This window comes from Legionella sp. 16cNR16C (genome assembly GCF_021297775.1).
GTDB lineage: Bacteria > Pseudomonadota > Gammaproteobacteria > Legionellales > Legionellaceae > Legionella_C > Legionella_C quinlivanii_A.
On sequence record NZ_JAJTMX010000002.1, the window covers coordinates 519,867 to 539,833 of the forward strand.

Here is a 19,967-nt window from a genome sequence, read left to right on the forward strand (position 1 = left end):
TCTGTCACTGGATATGCCAGGATCTAGATTCTAGCCTCTTGTCATCATGAGCCTTAGGGAGGTCAGTTTACCGATAGATATGACATAATTTAGCGCCACCGAGTTCTTAATATTTCATTAAGGAAACCTCTCTAAACTTAGCCTACTTCCAAGCTTTGAGGTATCTCATGTATTCTGATTCTTTTCCCAAACTTCGCCAAAAGTATAATTTCGATAATTTTGAAGAAATCTTTGAGGCGCTCGAAACTCATTTTCATGGGCTTTTCAACCTCACGGTTTTGGAAGAAGAAATCAAACATAAACGAAAAGGAAGTTATACAGAATTTTTTGACAAGATTATCTCTCAGCTCAACTCCAGAAAACTGTTTACTGTTGGCGAGATCAGCCAGAAAATTTCAGAAATTCTTCAAGCAGATCAATCCGTAAGGACGTGCTTTCTTGAAAAAATGGTTTTTGTTCCCCCTTTTGAAGGAAAACCCTCTTCACAATTAGGCTTTTTGGAGAAAACCGCTACCGGACAATTAAAACCAGCGGAGCCCGTCACCTACCTGGATATGCTGCGATTAACTGAACACATAAAACACCGAGCCGCTCATAAAGGCAGGCATTTCGAGCTCAGTGTATTCAATCTTTTGAATATTCAGTCCGAAAACGCACAGGCAATCAAATTACGTAATAATGCGCTCATCGTCAATTTTAATCGAGATCCCAAAGGCCTTGCTAAATGGGGTGTTGTGGATCTGCGCAATAAAATGAATCCTCAGATTTATTGTGAAACCCCTCTTCTTGAAGAAGAAAAGAAAGAGCTGGAGAAACGACTGGCCATTGAATTTCAGGAAGTGAGCGCGAGAAAAGCAATTAATCTCATTTCAACGGGCTATACCGCAATTGCCTGGCTGGATCAGAATATCAGTAAGACCTGGCTTTTTGATGTATCCTCAGATTTTAATTTCTTATTAGGATGCTATGTATTTGCCCAGTTTCGTGGGGATGATGACGCAAAAGGCGTGCATTACAGCTGTTATGAACAGGAATATAATCGCTTCTGTACCGAGGCATTTAAAAGAATAAATAAGACGCTCCAGGACACAACTCCTGAAGGGAAGTGGTCTGGCTACCTCCCCATAAAATTAACAGCCATTTCCGCCTTGCCCAATGTCGCTGGAAAACCTATCACTCCCAACAGTCTGGTCGATGTCATTCGCATTTTTGGCGAAAATGAATATGAGATAAATGTATTCGATGCGCATTGGAAACCTGCCTATCGTTCAAATATCCCAGGTCTGGTACCTGCAATGACTCGATTTGGCTATCCTCCTGTTCTCAGAATTGAAAACGAATTGACCACTTTGACCGTACCAGACAACATTGATCAATCCTCTTTTCAGCTTGAGCATAAAAATGCTTGCCGCGAAACTGAAACCAATAGTGCTTTCTTTAATTACATGTCGCTTGATAAAAGTTCACGGGCTATTCCTCAAAGAGATATGGCAACTGCGATGGTGCTCAATACATTTCGCGGTCAGTCGAAGCAGCCAAAACTTAAAATTCACCTGCCAGCGAAGTTTAATCTCAATCTTGAAGAGTCATTACTCATCAAAAAACAAGTGCAGGATAATGCACACATCACTGAGTTGCTAATTAATGAAGCAAATCACTCACTGAGACAACTGCGAGATGAGCTATTACCAGTTCTTGGCCGTAACAGCTGGCTTAAAGAATCCGGATATTTACCGCCCATGGTCGACAACTACTGGCAACGGGTCGCACGTTTCTGGTTACTACATCTGAATGAAGCAGATGATCTGGCTGCCAATAAAAAAGAGCATAAAATATTCAAGCAGTGTATTGAAGACATGGGCGTCAAAGGACTATCCGAAGTGCTGTCTTTTTTGAGAGATTCAGATCTCAGTGAAAATCTGCTAAGCATCTATGGCCGCAACCGCCCCTTATTCTATCTCTCCTGCCAGCAGCATGAAGTCAGGGAGTATCTTGCCTTATTATCAGATCATTTACGTAATGGTTATTCCTTTCCCTTTAATCAAATCAGTGCAGCCTACCAGCCAGGCAATGACAAAGCCTATATTGCCTTGCTTGAGCACATTAATGAAAAAGACAGTTTTGAACAAATTAATCTGGCTCAATGTCTGCGTCATAAACGCGAATTCGCCATCTTTTTGAGTGAATTGGCGAGAGCCGCCCAGAGAGGGCGCTGGACTGGGCTGATTGTCATTCCCGAACTTGAAGGGGAAGAGACCACCACCGAAGAATATCGTGAGCTGCGTTCCCGTTATCGTCAATTGAATAATGTGATTCTTAATAACCGACACCTGAAACAGGGGGCAATGCTTTCATTGCAAATCAGGGAGAATAGTCGTTTCGATTACGCCAAATCAGATAATGCCTTCGCTGAACCCAAAGCCCTCAACACATCGGCTGAATCAATTAAACTGCACTTTGACGACGCAGATAAAGGCCCCTGGCCTTTGCAGCGAGGCAGCGGTGTGCAATTGCAAATGCAACAGCAGCAGGAAATTCAGCAAAACCGCCAGATACAGCAGGAACAACAGCGGATGGGGCTTCAGGTGGTTGAAGAAGTTATTACCAGTGAGCTGGTCACTTATGACAATATCGACCGCTTACTGGGGAAATACTATCAGGACTACATCGCAGAAAATCAATGTGATGTTAAACGTTATGCACCACTTGGTACACCTGAAGAAACTCCTTTGCAGGCGTTTTTCCATACCTGGATTAATGCAGAGCCCAGAGTCAAAGCCCCGCATGTAATATCGGCAATGACTCTCGATGCGGCAAAGGTGATGCTGCGTCATCATACGCGCCTTTCTTCTGGTCCCAAAACAAATAACACACCGAAAGGTATTTACACTCAGCGCTCCAAAGATGGTCAGCTGATTCTCTGTTACAATATTGAAATGGGTTATGTCTGCGGCGTTCCAACCCCGCTTACAGTTGACTTGCAAGTGACTAAACCCGTTCAGGAGTTTTGGGAAGGAGACTTTCGCCAATTCAATATTGATTATTATCTTGAACACAGGGCCAAACTGGAAACTGCAGATGATTTCCAGCCTCTCGTTCTCTTTGAAGTGTTGCAGCCGGTTAAAGACTATTCAGAAGAATGGAAAACCTTTTCGAGAAAAAATCCTGATATTGCAGCTATGGTAAAAGACGTTCCCCGTGTGCTTCGACACTGGCAGGTGTTTATTCAAGCCTGGCAATACGGTGGACCCGAGGCTATCACTGCATTTTTCAAACTAAAAGAGCAGGATCTTCTGCTAAAACTTCCCCGCGCCTGTGACATTTTATTCTCCCGGCAGCCTGAGTTGGCTGAATGGACTAAAATGTGGGCTAAGCGCGAGCAAGCGGATATCAGCACCCTCCGAGCGCTTGGTCAGGTTTATTATCGTAATGGCGAGGAAACACTTGGCTTGCTGATTGCCAAGTTTCGTCAGATTGAAAACCAGTTAGGCATACAATTTTTCGATGCGTTTCACTCTGAGGTATTAAGTAAAGCTGAAAACTATAACTTCTATATTAGTCCTGCTTTCTTCAGTGCTATTGACAGCATGATTGAGCATTTGGCTCCCGCCAGAGCCCAGCCGCACAGAGAAGCCTGGTTAGGCTTTTGCAGTAAACATTTAAATCATGTGCCTGCTGAACACACTGAAGTACTATGGAAAGCCTTTGATTATCTGGTCAAAGAACTCGCTAAAATGGATCTTTCTTTATCTGGCGATGAGTTTTCAGAGCTTGAACCGCGAAATATGCTGGTCGAAGTCGATCGTATACTGGATTCCCTGCGCAGCCTTCCTGCCCAGGAGGAGAAAACGCGCTTTTTAAAATCGCTGCATAGAATGGATTTAACGCATGGCGGCGTACACTATGCTATTCAGCAAGAACACTTCAAATATTTTGATGAGGAACTTGCATTATCTCATTTTAAACATGGCAAGCCGACTTACGCCCCGGAATTATCTTCAATTTTCAACTGGACCTCACATGAGGCAGCCTTGAATATTCGCAGAACATTAGCGTCACGCGCACAATTCAGCCATGAAGATTACAGTCTGATTAGTGAAAAACTCGCCAACAATGATTTACTATCCCGCCATCAACTGCTCTGGCTTCTCTATACTCAATATGACGCGCGTCAGATGGCTGCCATAGTTGATCGAGTGCAAAGCCTTCCAGTTCCCTTAGTGACCAGTATTGCCAGCCATTTACATGAGGCTATTTTTCGTTTGGGCCATGCTCAACTCAGCATTACACTCAATACTTTGGATGCAGCCAAGGATATTTTACAAACTCGGCGGGGACAGGCTTTACTGGCAGCTTACCCGCATGGAAATTTCCTGGAAGCGCTGGATTTATTGATGGAAGGCGGCAATCAGGTAAAAATGCCGGATTTCCTTAATCTTTTTGAAATTAAACTTGCCTTTAAAGTCAGTCATCCTCAATTCCTGCAACTGGCGGCCTACAAAGCAGCTACCTTATTTGGCGCATTTACCGAAAAGCAATTACGAGATTTTATACAAGCGACAGACGGTTTAACTTTAGCTGTAATGAATGAGTTGGATTTGTTACTAAACCATTTATTCTCCGTTAATTTTAATCAGGGTAATCCCCAGGCATTGCATCAGCCGAAAAACTGGGACGATTTTCTCAGAACTATCGGGGAAATGAATAATAAACCGGTCAACCGCACAGCGATCCGCAAGCAGTTTATTAGCAGACTTTCTGATCAAAACATTGTGTTCAAATATTCGCGTTCAGGAGAATTTCGCAATCTTGTTGAAGAAGAGCGCCCTGCAAAACTAGGCCTGTTTGTCGACCATCAACATCGTTTGTGGACTTTTCTTAAAAACCATATTGTTATTCCCACCCAAGGTGATGCCGCAGAGGCTTTACAACCCCTGCTTGCTTTTTTTACCAGCTTACAGCTTAACCGTACCTATTTAAATGAGGTGGAGCCTCTACTGGCCATTCTTGAAAAAACGGCGAAAGATCAGGTGTGGAGTGCCAGTTACTTCAGTAAGATTCTGGATGTATTAAAACCTGAAGATGAACAGGTCCCTTTTCCATTGGATATGTTGCAAGTTATTCTTGCCGACGAGCTATTAAAAGCAAAACCTATTGATAATGCGGAAAAAGATTTTCCACAGGACTTGATTATTCCGTTAAAAGGCATCCTGAAGAACACCGTTTTTACAAGACCACAGCAAACCGCGCTATGCCAGCTGGCACTGCATGAATATCAGTACGCGCGCACAACCAGCCTGCTGACTGAGGCCATCAATCTTTTATCCTCCGAGCAGCATGCAACCAGTCGCGATTCGGCTTTGCAAATATTGAATAGCAGTCTCAATAAAGTGAGCATGGAAAATCGTTTTGCCAAACTACGGCAATTATTGAACCATCCTATGCCCAACCCTTCTGTAAAAGAGGCCTGGCCCAAATCTACAGCCCTGTGGTTAAAGGCAATCGCCGCAGATCCTCGTGAAGAGAACCTATTCAATCAAGTCATGGCGAAACTGGGTGATGAGCGAAGTGCAGAACGTGCCCTGGTATTCCACATTATCGCCTGGAGCTGTCTGCAACCCGGTTTGCGTGACAAGGAAGCCTATGAATATGAACTGGACCGCAAAGCACCTAAACTCATAGAGCGCTTAAGCCGTTTGTCCCTAGATGAACTGACAGCACTGGCCTCTACTTATCCCAAACAGCCATCACCTGGTGCGGATGATTTAATACGTTTGCTCAAACGAGCCGATACCAGCCATGATTTCAAAAAGGAATTATCAGGCTTTCTTAAAAAGCCGCATCCAGAAATACGGCCAGACCATAGTCATGTGCCTAAAACGCGCGCAGCTGATTTGCGGCGTATGTTTACTTCAACCAGAGTCACTGACGGGAAGGTCAATCGTCCTTTGACCGCAACTGAAATTGCCAGAATCAGCCTGATGTTTGCTGAATTAAAGCGACTGGAAACCGGTGAGGCCTTTGTTGAGGGTTGCAACAAGGCGATTGCAGATCTGAGCCGAGATGAATTAGCTGAAGCATTCCATCGCCTGTGTAAAAGCCCTGCGAGCGATAGCCGCCAGGTGCAAATCTGGGCGCTGGAATTTCATGCTCTTGGCTTAACCACCCGAAAATACCCGCATATGGCTCAGCAATTCGCCTTGATTGCCAATGATGTGGCTGTCACCGCATCCAGCCGGGTGCTGCGTCTCGGCACTGGTGAAGGAAAAAGCCATTTCGTAGCCATGCGCGCCGCCAAAAAAGCAGCTCAAGGTCAAACTGCCACCGTCTTTACCGCCAAACGCAGTCTGGCTGAGCGGGATTTGGAAGATTATCAGGCCTTTTATGACTACTTAAATATAAGCACTTCGACAATTACTCCCAAATCCAGTCGTGAAAGTTATACCGGGGCCCAGGTTCATTATACAACACTGGGAGATCTATCTCTGTTTCTTGATGAACAAAGCTTCCAGGGTCAACCGATTGACATTGATCCTGATAAGTCGGAAGGCTTGGGCGATGAATTCGATGACACCTATTTTGGTCAAGGCCGAAAAATGGCATTTAACTATGCCCGCCCTACCGGACGTACTCCTAAACAAATGATTTGGTTTTACCGGGCATTAAATGATTTCTATGAAGCAAATAAAGATCGTTTTAAGATAGAAGAAATCACCAGGGAAAGTGTTACAGCATTATTAGAATTTCTGATTGAAAAAGCGCAGGATGATGAGGAAAAAACCAAATACCTGGTTTTACTGGCGCGTGACGGTTTACAGTTGGTCAGCTGGATTCAATCTGCCCATGAAGCCATGTCACTGCAGCGAGGCGAAAAATATTCAGTCCTGGAAGACAATGTGCCAATAGGCGGCGCTTCTTATCTCCTAAAAGAAATTGTTCCTCTCACAACTAACAATCATAAAGCGACCGGCTCTACTTTTAGCGCAGGAGTGCATCAGTTAGTCGCAACCAACCTCAACGAGGAAGCCAAAAAACAGAATGAAGCTCAAAACTATCATGTGCTTCCAGAGAGTCACATTATCAGCTCACAAGTCGCCGCTACACTCATACCCCGCTTATGGACACGCTGGGAAGGCTTCACTGCAACAATTTCCACATCACAGGCGCAGGCACTGAACAAGGAGCATGGAACGCAGGTTTTGCATGTATCCACCAATCAAAGCGATTTGCGATACTGGCATAATGCCAAATTTTACCGAAATCAGGAGCAGCGGATTGAGGCCATGCTGCAACAGCTCAAGCTTTGCATGGCAGAAAAGAAATCGGTCCTTTTTGCTTGTAAAAACGATAAGAAGGTTCTTGAAATCCAATCCATTCTTAGCGCGCGATTAAGCAAGGAAGAATTGGAAAATCTCATTTTCTATACCAATGAAGATAAAGCGACTAGCAGCGAAGTGCTTGCGAACAAACAAAGGATGGAAGAATGGAAGGGGGGTAAAAAGCAAAAAGGGATCGCTCTGGTAGCATCAGGCTTTGGCCGCGGTGATAACGTCGGCGTTGAAGCCGTATTTATTTTCGATACCGGTGATGTCAATGATTTATTACAGACCGGCGGTCGTACCGCACGAAACGGCGAAGAAGGACAAGTGTTTCAGTTTTATCTCGAAGACGAGCTGCAACAGGAACGCAAGCAATTATTGCGGATTATTGAGGCCACCCCCGGACTCGAACACGACAAGATCAAAGCAAGTTTACAGGAAGTTCCTGGTAATTCTGAAAATGAAAAACTGTTTGAGCAGGTTATGCTTTTGCGTGAATATGTATTTAGCTTGCAAAATGCAGCCACTCAGGGTTTTCGTACCGGCATCGCTCAATTTTCCGCTTGGGGAATGCGCCTGATTTCCACTTTCATTGATCCCGGACAAGCCTCAGAGTTTACCAGCATGCTGACTCGTCATCTCAATAGTCTTGAGAAAAAATGGCTGAGTATTTCCGCCTTGAATCACTTAACTTCTTTAGAAAAGATTCGTCTTATCGAAGAGCGAATTGGTGAAGCAGCCAAAGATTTACAGGCGAATTATGAGGAGTTAATGGGCAAAGTGAATATCACTCCCTTCAACTTCACACCTGCTGCGGAAGTTACTTTGCTTATTCAGCTGGAACAATTCCAACCCGCTGACAAGAGCACTTATAACATGGCCAATCTGGGTGCAATCCTCTCTGCCCTGCCTCTTGGCACAAAGAGCCATGAGATTCTTAACAGCATTCCCGAACAGCTGGCAATCCTGGCAACTCAGGCGGATATTTTAGAAAGTTTCACCCATGATGCTCAGGAATTCGCGAGTGTTGAGCAGTTCAGTGAACAATTAAAAATCCGCGTACAGCAAATAACCAAGGCCTCCCCAATCCATGGCCAAATCAAAGCCGGCGGCCTGCTTACCCCCAACGCGGATGATATTTTAAAAGCGGTGTCATCCGAAATTCGCCAGTCATTTATACGCTCCAGTGGAAAATTACACCCCTCGCTACAACACATCTTAAGCCAGTGGATGACCGGACCTGGTCTTCTGGAAGATAAAGACCGGGTAAGCCAGATCCTGCCTCTGCTCAATTATTTGGGTCAGTTTTCAGAATATGAACAACTGCGCTGGGGTAAGCTGTATTTGGAAAACATTGATAATCTGCTTCATGATACTCCGATGGCGGATATGTCACACCGATTTTCCGGTGGAGCAATGAGTTATGAAGACAATGAAAGCCTCTGGCATTTGGCGCATAGCTTCCCCAATGATGAAGGAAAATTGTTTAGTCAACTAAAAGAAGCGACCCAAAGTAACTATGTTCAGCGCATTCGAATGCTCCGTCGCTGTGAAGACTTGATGACTCAGCTGCCTGAAGAAGATCGTGAATTATTTCTCCAGCAGTTTGCCAAGGTCATGCAACAGTTTTCGGAGGGCGTTAACTGGGATTCTTTCAACACCCTGGTGAAAAAAACCGAACGCTGGTGGAATCTTAATGAAGGTCATTATCGGGCCGAACTGCGAGCGCTGTGGGGCTTCCTTGCCGAAGGCATGACAAATGCAGCACTGCCGGTGATTGGCAGTCTCCTGACTGAGCAAGGAAAAAGCTGGTATCAGGGCTTGGAACTAGCGGCTATCTCACCGGAAATGGCTGGCAATTTGCAGGTTTCTCACTTAAAACTATTAAACCAGTTGTGGGTCAGCAAATACCATTTCTCTCTAGAACAACAGAAACAATCGGCTAGTGTGATAAATCAGATACTGAGCACCTGGAAATCGGAAGCAAACGTCAGAGAACAGACGGGGTCGATGCTTAAGAGCTATCAACAATTCCTGGAGGCCGCAGAGCAGCAAGGCAATACCCAATTTGGCAATGCCTCGCTCTGGTATTTATCCAGCCTGCAAAAAATGCCCTCTATCCGGCAAGAGTTGGATTGCTTTGTTCTCAGACCGCCATTTAAGCTGCAGGATTTGCAGGCGCAGTTTGAGAAACACTCCTTTAACGAAGCTGGAATCGAGATTTTACTTCACAAAGCAAATGAGCAATTGATGAGTCTCGAAGACTTTTGCCTATGCTGTCAATCTTTAGCTGAGACTCGCTGGTCTAAACAAGGAGAAACTAAAGAAAAGCTAAGGCAAGGTCTACAAACCTATACTCAATTTTTGCAATCTGCGAAAGCTCAAGGTCATTCCAATTTGGCCGATGGTTCGCAGTGGTATCTGTCCATGCTTGAAAAAATGCCAGTATCCAGGCAGGAATTAGTACGCTTTACGAATAATCCCCCTTTCAGCCTGGAAACATTACAGCAAATCCTTGCACAGCATTCATTTAGTGATGCGGGCACAAAACATCTGTTGCTCCTGGCTAATCAACAACATATGACTGCCGAACTGTTCAAAACTTATTGCCAGGTCCTGGCCTCTGTCAACTGGTCATTGCAGAAGGAATCCAGCGAGCAACTCAAAGAGTTCTTGCAGGTATTAGAACAATTCCTGCAAAGAGCAAGGCATGAAAGGCACAGTGATTTGATCAAAGGCGCTCAGTGGTTTGTCTCGTTATTCTATAAGATGCCTGCTTTAAGCAAAGAATTGCAATCCCATGCAGCCAATTGTTTATTCAGTCTCGAAGATTGGCAGAACGCGATGGGTGATCTTTCAATAACTCAAACCGATGTCAGCGCCCTCTTGAGAGTCGCCCGTCAGCTAAATCAAAATCTCAACGAATTCTCGGCTTGCTGTCAATCATTAAACAGCATCAGAAAAATTGTTGAAGAAAACGCTCTTCTCAACCTTGCCGATAAAAAAGCCTTTGATCAGAGCTTAAAATTATTACCTGCCAGTTCTTTAGCAATTTTGCTTAAAGCATGGGGCGGCTTTCAGGTCAATATACAAGCCAATCCAGCCAGTCTGATGCAATCGCTGCGTTATGCTGAGAACAGAAACATTAAAGACAGGGAATTAGAGCCTCTTTTAAGAGCATTGTTTATGGCCGTGGGCAGCGAACCTCAATCCAGCCCGCAGGAATTGGCTTACATTTTTGAAGGAATTGATCGTTTCCAACAAAACAACTTTGCCGAAATTGGAAAACTGAATGCTATTCTGCAAAGCACCAATAAACTGCCGCAAGAACAATATTTACACGATAATCTGGCGGTCTATCTGAGCGATACTCCTGATGCGCATCAAGACGCAGTAAAAGATATGGCTGAGTGGTTTTACAAAAAAGCCTCTGATTGTCGTGGTGACGTGGAGCTGATGAAAGAAAATATTCGACAGGAAAGCTGGTATCAATTTGATAACAAAACTGTCAATCAGACCCGTAACCGCGTGATGTGGCTGCATATGCTAAATCACCAGGCCTTTGTCAATGCTAAACAGAATGACACCCGACGCATTAATTGGTCCGACAGGAAAAATGAAATGCTTCTGGAAGATGGCCTTAAACACTATACTCAGGAAAGCAGACGGATTTTAGCGCAAAAGCCCTCGAGCAACCTGCGTCTGGTGCGCGACCTCAGTCCGGTGCAGCAGCAAGGCTTATTCCAGATAGCCAATGAATTAGCCATTATTGGCAAACCCAATCTGGATTTAAATGCTCTTCATGGCGAAAAAGAGAGTAAAGCTTTATTAACCGATCTCGAAAAGAACTTGACTCTCCTGGGTAAACAATACAAAGGAGCCTGGTTTAAATCTGAAACGCGTGATCAACAAATCAATTCTTTACTCGTGAGACTCAATAGTAAAGGAGCAGCAAGTCCCAATCGCTATATTGAACTTTTGAATGTTCTTCGTGAAACCCGAAATAACATACTCGATGATGATATCGCAAAAAATCAGCAACGAAGCGGACGTAAACTCAATCAAAGCGGGCATAGCCGCTTGTTAAGTACAATAAACCAGATGGAAGATCAAATTGTACGACACTGGGTACAGGATATTACGGTGCTGCAGGATTTTCAGGCTTATGAAATTCGTTGCAAAGAAGACATTATGGAGTTGACGGCTAAACTTGAGACAATGGCTAAAGATTATCTTGATGATATTTTTTCCAGAAACGGCTTTATGGACAGAACTTTTTGGAGAACAGCCAATCAAAAGGAAAATTCCAAGGTATCAAACCTGAGGAATAAACTTAATCAATTTATCCGAACCCATGAAGGGAACCTGAATGATATGGGCGGCGAAGAATTGGCCGGCTTAATTCAAATCTTAAAAGAAGAGAAGTTTTCTGGCCATTTGCAAACAATAAGTCAGGAAATATTAAGCCGGGCAGAATCTTTAAGTGCCTATCTCATACAAAGAAAAGATCAGCCACACCCAGCTCAGGAACTGGATAGAGGTTACGCCGGTTAAATTTTGGATCAGAGTTCAAAGCACATGCCCGTCCTTTGCGAAGGCAAGGACAGGCATTGCCTGACTGGCTGCTTTAAAATTACCAAATTCAATCAGGTTAATTCTGGCTCATCTGTCCCATCCCTAGCAGCTTAGCGCTCTTGGTCCCTGAGAGGCCTCCTCACCTTCCTGAACCAACATCTCCTCTGCTCCCAAGTCAGCCATTTTAGTCGGTGGAGGTACATCTTTTCCGGACAAATGGTATTTTTCCGCCACTTTCTGTTTAATAGATAACTGCTCTGGAGTTAATACGTATTCCCCCTTGAAAAAGAGAGCTCTTGTTTCCCTGGTAAATAATGAGTCCGCTGCGGCCATGTCCAGTGAGTAATAACGAGGATCTCGATGACTGCTCGAAGGCTCCTTACTGCTTTCTATAAATTGCGCTCCTTTGGAGGATAACTGAGGAGCGATATCTTCATTAAGTGTCTTTAAGGCATAAAAGGGAGGCGTTTTCCCTTTGGCATTACCCACATTCACCAGCCCTTTATTTTGCTCCAGACAAGCAGTGGCCAATGCCAGATTCTCTGCTTTCTCTGCCTCATTCAAGCTGCTTCGTCTGGCAGTAATATGTAAAGCAGTATCCCCTGCTTTGATACAGCCCAGGTGATCTTTACCATCATTGACTTTTACAGATTCACTGATTGAACTATATGAGCTGATGCTAGAATGTGTTTTCATTCTTACGCTTGGATAAACAGGCGTTTGGGCCTTCGCTCCTGATTTAATCAGCAGTGTAGCAGTAGAGATATGTTTATTTAACAAGGCTTGTTTAATAGCAAGCTCACCCGCTGGCCCGGTAAAATCAGCCCCTCCTGCTTTCAGTTTTTCAAGCATCGCATTATCGCCCTTCTGAGCGGCGTAGACGATAGCGGTAAAACCTGATGCGTCTTCGATATTTGGATTAGCGCCATGACTTAATAAAAGCTCTGCTTTGTCTGCTTGTTTCTGGATAACCGCCTGAATTAAAGCGGTTTTTCCTGAATCGTTTTTAGCGTCCATTATCGTATGATTAACCCGACGGCTCTTATTCTCAGCTTCAGGGTTAACTATGGATAAAATAGTGGTTAATTGCGAAGCAGTGATCTTCATATTTTTTGACGCCGCATGAAGCACTGTTTCCTTGTTCCCGGTTAATTTTTCCAGATGAAGACCTTTTAGCAAACTGCGAAGCTCCTCATCCGTCAGACTGTCAGCCTGCTTGTGGCTTACAGCCAGAAATGCGGCAGTCTCCCCTCGTTGATTCTGCAAATTCCTGTTGTAGTCGTATCGCATCAACTCCCGCAAGATGCCTAAATCTTCTCTATGTAAAGCATAGTGAACGGGAGTACTCAATCCAGGGAAGGTATGAAGTCCTTTTGATGCAAAAGAAGAAGCTTTTATAGTAGCCTGATTAGTATTGATGCCATTCGCCAAGAGCATTTTTACATTTGGGAGGCTTCCAGCCGCAACCGCGTAATGCAAAGGGTTTTCACCCTGCGTGTTCAATGCGTTAAGCGTCTCTTTGCTCCAGATCAAGACATTTAAATCCACATCAGCCGCAGTTGCTGCAAAGTGAATAGGCAATTCGCCCTGTTTGTTAGCTATTGTGACGGAAGCCTTATGATTTATCAGCGTTTTCGCGGCTTCATAATGATGCCCGCGGGCTGCAATAAGTAATGCGGTATCCCAAAGATCGGTCTGAGCATCAACCAAGGCGGCATCCTTTAACAGCTCATCCATAAGTTTACTATTCCCAACTCTCGCTGCGCGATGAAGTGCAGTTTCTCCCTTGGGATTTTTGTCATGAACAGGCATGACCGTAGCTTGCGAAGCCGCAGGTGCTTTCCGAAACAGACTTAACATAGATATCCTTAACTATTAAAAAACTCATTATCTTTTGAAACCCTTGGAATGGCAATCAGGAATGTTATTCAGTTCCTTTTTATAGGGTGTTGCATAAAGCGCTTACGAAGGCATCAGATGCGAAAATGTGCTTGTAGATGCGTTTATTCTAATTTGACAAGCAGTCAATGCTCTGCCAATCTTATTTTTAATAAATTCTATGGCTTTAAAAAAATATCCACTCCAAATCTCAAAGGGAATTATCATGACCAAAGTCCATGCCTATGCAACCAGAGAAAAATCCAGTCAACTTTCTCCTTTCGAATATGATTTAGGTGAAATTGGTGCAGATCAAGTTGATATTAAAGTGGAATCATGCGGCATTTGCCATTCAGATCTGGCTATGATTGATAATGAATGGGGTTTCAGTAATTATCCGATTGTTCCTGGTCATGAAGTCATAGGCACAGTCAAGACTGTCGGAGATCATGTTAAAAATTTGAAAATCGGACAGCGTGTAGGCCTGGGTTGGTTTAGTGGAAGCTGCATGCATTGCCATCGTTGTCTCAGTGGTGATCATAATCTTTGTGGAACGGCTGAACAAACGATAATCGGGCGACACGGTGGATTTGCAGATACGGTGCGTTGTAACTCAGAATGGGCAATCGCTTTACCCGAAACGATTGATGCTAAAAATGCCGGTCCATTATTCTGCGGCGGAATTACTGTATTCAATCCCATTGTGCAATTTGAAGTGTGCCCTACTCATCGCGTAGGCGTTATTGGTATTGGAGGGCTAGGTCATTTGGCATTACAGTTTCTCAACAAATGGGGATGCGAAGTTACAGCCTTTTCGTCTTCCCCTGGCAAAGAAGCAGAAGCCAAAGAGATGGGCGCGCATCATGTCGTTAATTCAAAAGATCCAAAAGCAATCGAAGCACTTGCAGGACAGTTTGACTTTATCATGAACACCACTAATGCTAATCTGGATTGGTCAGCCTACATTAATGCACTTGCTCCACATGGACGCCTTCATACAGTTGGCGTAACCTCCGCGCCTATTCCTGCACAATCAATGCAACTGATTATGACTCAGCGCAGTATCTCAGGCTCCCCTCTCGGCAGCCCCGCTACCATTCAAGACATGCTGCAATTCTGCGCACGACACAACATCATGCCCATGACTGAACACTTTGCAATGAAAGACGTGAATCAAGCTTTGGATCATCTGCGCTCAGGTAAAGCACGATATCGTATTGTTTTGGATAATTAAAATCTGTTGGCATCTGGCCGATGATTAGTTCTTCGGCCTTTGATTTATATACCATGGGTGTCGTTAACCACGTACAACAGGTTATTCTACACTCTATCTCGCTCAAGAATTAAGAAATCATTATATTCAGAAAAGGGGTATCCATATGGTGATCAGCTCTATAATTCCATGAATGGACACCCACTCAAGGGCAATACATTATTAATCCTGAACTTAATCAAAGTTAATAAATATTGAAAAGGTTCTAGTCGTATGGGCGCCACCAATCTTTGTCATAGGTAATTTTCATAACATAATCCATCGACTCGAAGGGCAAATTGTTCAAATCCAATCGATAATCTCTGTTTTCGGTAAATGCGCTGCTAACTTGCGCCCTATAACGCTCGAGGCTATGCTGAAATTTTTTCGGCTGCCATTTGAATTTTATAGTTTTTGATTGTAAAAACTGCACAAAAATATCCAGTATTCTAAATTCCGGATTGCATTCCTCAAGCCAGAGAATTTGCCTGTCATCATGGGCTTCATTAAAAATATATTGTCCTTCACTATCGCGGATAAAACTGAAAGAGCCATAAACCAAGCCTAATTTTGACATCAGCAAACGCAATTTCTTTTGTAACTCTTCAGGGGCTTCATAAGGCTCAACTTCAACTTGGCCTTGAGCAATCGACTGCCAATTTAATGTAGATTTTTCAGGAGAGCGATCTACAAGTTTCGCGGCAACCATAAAATCACCAAAGCAATTAACTACAATCTCATAATCCTTCTTAACTTCCATCTGGTAAATCCCGGGAGTCAATTGCAGAACCTTATTGGGAGGTAATCCCAAAAATCTGACTTGTGATGGATTAGACATTTTGATTTGCTTTTCTTCATGCCAGCAAGAAGTAGTCAAGGGCTTATAAATGACTCCAGTCTTATCTTCGTTGTGAATGACAAAGTGACGAATCTCCAAAGGATCATTGGAGCATAAGGTGTAGGGTACCAATAGCCCACATTCCTGAGCTAATTTTAATTGTAATAATTTGGAACGTGCTCGATTAGAGGCTTCTTTACTATTTACCCACCAGGCATCATCATTCAAGTTTTCAAACAAAGAATCATAAAACAAGGCATTTTCTTTCAGAGTGAACTCATAATCATCAGCATGCAAGGCCTCCCGTGGAATGAATGTTCTAATTCCGCGCCACCATACTACATCATAGTGATTATTGAGGACCGACTCATAGCAATCCGAACAACGCCACTCATATTCCCCTTTTTTGATATACACTGAGTTGGTCTGCCGAGTGGGGAAATCAGCTGGATAGAGCAATCTCACTTCATGATTAACACGCTCAAGAGCAAACTTCACAAACAAGGTATGGGTATCATTCAAATCGGTGGGAATTAAAAACTTCATTACTTCTTCCTTAAAGCTAATTGTGACAATTTTCTTATATAAAATAAAAATGACTGGAGGGAGGAAAAATCATAGTCAACATCTTCTTCTGATTATCCCTGACCCGAGCCTCCAACAAATGACGAAAACTACGCCGATCACAACGCCGAGCCACTTTCATCAATGCTTCATCATCAATCGTTAAAGCCAATTGGTACGCCAAAACACGCTCTGGTTGCTCATCCATTTTTTTCTCCTTATTAAATTATTTTGAATAAATTTGAATAATATTATTCAAATTGACATAATTTACAAGTATGCAATACTACTTGTCAATCGGAATAGAATAAATTTATTAAATATTCATGAAAGAAAATGACCTAATTACTAATCTGACTCATTTGATGCGTATTCATGGGAATTTGACGGTTAGTGAGCTAGCCAGATTAACCCAAATACCTCAACCAACCATTCACCACATTTTAGCAGGGTCGACAAAAAAGCCACGAAAGAGAGCATTATTGGCCATAGCTAATTATTTCTCCATTACTCAAGAGGAGCTATTAGGCTTTACACCAATGACAATAAAAATATCAGAAGAACTAAAGTCTGATTTGAAGATACAAACTGTTCCAGTCATTGATTGGGAACTATTAAAATTATGGCCCGCATGTTTTTCTGACACAGATGAAACATTATTGATTAACCAACAAGTCTCACAAGACTCATTTGCTCTGATTATGAATAACAGCTCAATGGAGCCATTGTTTCCTTTAAACTCTTTTTTAATATTTGATGTAGCAAAAACTCCTAAAGATAGAGATTTTGTAATTGTTTATAGAAAGGAAAGCGATCGACTTCTATTTAATAGACTATTTATTGAACAACAGAACTATTTCATCAAAATGCAAGAAACCAGTGAAAACATGAGCTTAATTAAGCTCGACAATAAATCTGATAAAATAATTGGTATATTGATAGAGGTAAGAATCCAGTATTAAATCAACCTAACCTCCTTCATTTCTAAAACAAATGGATTGAAATTGGTGTGGATATCATAATGATCTACATTTTCAATTTTTTTTAAATACTTAACTAAAATCCAGGATGGAAAGACCATAATTAATGCACAACAAAATTTCCAAAAAAAACCACATAACATCATCCAAATTAAATCACTTCCTTTAATAACTCCAGAGTAATTAAGTAAATCAACAATTACTGTTAATATAGCTTGCCCAAAAACTGTTGATAATCAATTTCTTAAAAGATAAAGCGGCCGGTAATCCCCCCAAAAAATAACTGATGCCAAAAGTAGAATTTTCTCATAACCTATACGAGAGGAGATTCTGCATGAAAAGATCAAAATTTACAGACAGCCAAATACTGTCGATTTTAAAACAAGCCGAAAGCGGCACCCCTGTCCCAGAGCTCTGCCGAGAGCACGTGATCAGCGCCGCTACTTTTTACAAATGGCGTTCTAAATTTGGTGGAATGGATGTGTCGATGATTGTTGTGCCAAGGGCACAACCTACTTGCAATTGCAGAATTTACCTAACTTAATGGCAATGAGGGTTGGGGAGAGGGCAAATCAGTCTCTCAGATACATATCTTTTAATCTGACATAATGTTTCGCTGAGTATTCGAGTTGTTCCAACTCCTGCTCGGTGAGCGGCCGAACTTGCCGCGCAGGATTACCAAGATATAAGTAGCCGGATAAAAGGCGCTTCCCGGGTGACACTACACTGCCTGCAGCAATCATAACATGATGCTCCACATGAACAGCGTCCAGTATTAATGCTCCCATGCCGATCAGACAGTAATCTTCTATATGACAGGCATGCAGAACGGCTTGATGGCCTACTGTAATCCCATTTCCCAGAATCAACTTCCTGCCACCGGCAGTAAATGGACCATCATGCGTCACATGTAAAACAGCACCATCCTGAATACTGCATGAATGACCGATTTCAATGGAGTTCACATCGCCCCGGATCACCGCCATTGGCCAGACAGAACTGTCATTGCCAATACTTACATCGCCAATTACCGAGGCAGCCAGATCAATATAGACTCGTTCCCCCAAGGAGGGGGAAATCTTATTAAATGCTCTTAAATTCATCAGTTCACACTCGCACCTAAACCATCGTTACCAATTCTTCGGCGCTCGTAGGGTGGATTGCGACTGTGTTGTCGAAATCTTTTTTGGTAGCCCCCATTTTTACAGCAACGCCAAATCCTTGCAGTATCTCATCGGCATAGTAACCAATCATATGTAAGCCAATGATCTTTTCTTCTTTACCCAAGGTAACTAGTTTCATAACGGTGGGCTTTTTATGCTCGCTAAACGCATCAAACATCGGATTAAATCGGGTTTGATAGGTTTTAATTTGCTCTGCTCCATATTTTGCGACCGCTTCCTCTTCACTCATGCCCACACTGCCTATCGGGGGGTGACTGAAGACAACTGAACATATATTGCTGTAATCGAGAAAGGCTTCAGCCTGGCCTCCAAAAAGACGATCACTCAGTCTTCTGCCGGCAGCGATGGCAACTGGTGTAAGCGCAGGCTCATCGATGACATCTCCAATAGCGTAAATACCTTTAATATTGGTTTGCTGAAATTTATCGACTTCAATAAGCCCTCGCGGATCCCGTTTAACCCCAATCTCATCCAGATTCAGCTGATCAGTACGGGGAGAACGGCCAACGGCTGCGATGACGACATCAAAATCACTGAGAACAGAACCGCTCTGGCAATGGATACTTCGTCTGCCATCGGTTTGTAACTCAATTTTTCGGGCACGATGGTTCGTATGAACCTGTAATCCATCTTTGAGCATTATCTCCATAAGGGTCTCGCCCAGCATAGAGTCGAATCGGCTAAGGGGTGCTTTACCTCGTAAAAACAGATGTGTTTCAGAACCCAGACCATTGAGTACTCCTGCGAGTTCAACCCCAATATATCCACTGCCAATGACCGCTACTTTTTGAGGAAGTTTTTCCAGAGCAAAAAAACCATCCGAGCTAATTGCGAGTTCAATTCCCTCAAGATCAGCCGGCATAGAGGGCTGTCCTCCAGTTGCAATAATTATGTGCGGTGCCTGATAAATCTGCCCGTTTACCTCAACCTGATCTGATCCGACAAAGCGTCCATGCCCGTTTAGCCGGATAATATTAAATTGCTTGAAGCGCGCAAGATAATTTTCACGAAGCCGCTCAATGTAAGCTGTTCGTCTGGCGATTAATGTTGGCCAATCCAGTTTAACTGAGCAGGGGTCAAATCCATAATCAGGGGCTTTTTCCATGATTTCGGCGATGCTTGAGGCATTGAACATTATTTTTTTAGGAACACAGCCCAGATTAACACAGGTTCCTCCAAGATGCTGCTGTTCAATAACGGCGACTTTCGCCCCGTGTTTTGCAGCTCGAACAGCACTCGCTATTCCCCCGCTGCCCCCACCAATAACGATTAAATCAAAATTCATCATCTATGCGCCTTATTAGTTAAACTCAATTATAAGTATTTTAGTATAAATAGAATTTGCTCAAATAAAAAATTCAGGTCACTATAAAGCAA

Annotated in this window: 8 protein-coding genes and 1 pseudogene; 4 read left to right on the top strand and 5 right to left on the bottom strand. The window is 43.2% G+C overall.

Annotation, left to right across the window (positions count from 1 at the left end; translation table 11 throughout):
• The first annotated feature begins 167 nt into the window (after positions 1 to 167).
• Positions 168 to 11,873 carry a hypothetical protein gene (locus LXA66_RS06320; protein WP_233012437.1) on the top strand — a complete coding sequence of 3,902 codons (11,706 nt, stop codon included), beginning with the start codon at positions 168 to 170 and terminating at the stop codon, positions 11,871 to 11,873.
• A 123-nt stretch (positions 11,874 to 11,996) separates the two neighbouring features.
• On the opposite strand, the gene LXA66_RS06325 is transcribed toward LXA66_RS06320, so the two are convergent.
• Positions 11,997 to 13,754 carry an ankyrin repeat domain-containing protein gene (locus tag LXA66_RS06325; RefSeq protein WP_233012438.1) on the bottom strand — a complete coding sequence of 586 codons (1,758 nt, stop codon included), beginning with the start codon at positions 13,752 to 13,754 and terminating at the stop codon, positions 11,997 to 11,999.
• A gap of 244 nt (positions 13,755 to 13,998) precedes the next feature.
• On the opposite strand from LXA66_RS06325, the gene LXA66_RS06330 reads away from it, so the two are divergent.
• Positions 13,999 to 15,006, top strand: a complete 1,008-nt coding sequence (locus tag LXA66_RS06330; protein WP_233012439.1) for an NAD(P)-dependent alcohol dehydrogenase — start codon at positions 13,999 to 14,001, stop codon at positions 15,004 to 15,006.
• Positions 15,007 to 15,250: 244 nt separating this feature from the next.
• Here the strand turns inward: LXA66_RS06330 and LXA66_RS06335 are convergent, their stop codons facing one another.
• A complete protein-coding gene (locus LXA66_RS06335; protein WP_233012440.1) occupies positions 15,251 to 16,408 on the bottom strand; it encodes a hypothetical protein in 1,158 nt (385 codons plus the stop codon).
• Positions 16,409 to 16,442: 34 nt separating this feature from the next.
• Positions 16,443 to 16,634: a hypothetical protein gene (locus tag LXA66_RS06340; RefSeq protein WP_112220541.1), complete on the bottom strand. Its 192-nt coding sequence runs from the start codon at positions 16,632 to 16,634 to the stop codon at positions 16,443 to 16,445.
• Positions 16,635 to 16,752: 118 nt separating this feature from the next.
• On the opposite strand from LXA66_RS06340, the gene LXA66_RS06345 reads away from it, so the two are divergent.
• Together LXA66_RS06345 and LXA66_RS06350 are read left to right on the top strand one after the other, a co-directional pair.
• Complete coding sequence (locus LXA66_RS06345) at positions 16,753 to 17,388, top strand: LexA family transcriptional regulator (RefSeq protein WP_233012441.1); 636 nt, start codon at positions 16,753 to 16,755, stop codon at positions 17,386 to 17,388.
• Positions 17,389 to 17,740: 352 nt separating this feature from the next.
• Positions 17,741 to 17,899: pseudogene (locus LXA66_RS06350) on the top strand (transposase); the annotation flags it as partial.
• 79 nt (positions 17,900 to 17,978) lie between these two features.
• Here LXA66_RS06350 and LXA66_RS06355 read toward each other — a convergent pair.
• Together LXA66_RS06355 and gorA are read right to left on the bottom strand one after the other, a co-directional pair.
• Positions 17,979 to 18,509, bottom strand: a complete 531-nt coding sequence (locus LXA66_RS06355; protein WP_233012442.1) for a gamma carbonic anhydrase family protein — start codon at positions 18,507 to 18,509, stop codon at positions 17,979 to 17,981.
• 16 nt (positions 18,510 to 18,525) lie between these two features.
• Positions 18,526 to 19,878: a glutathione-disulfide reductase gene (gene gorA / locus LXA66_RS06360; protein WP_233012443.1), complete on the bottom strand. Its 1,353-nt coding sequence runs from the start codon at positions 19,876 to 19,878 to the stop codon at positions 18,526 to 18,528.
• Positions 19,879 to 19,967 lie beyond the last annotated feature (89 nt).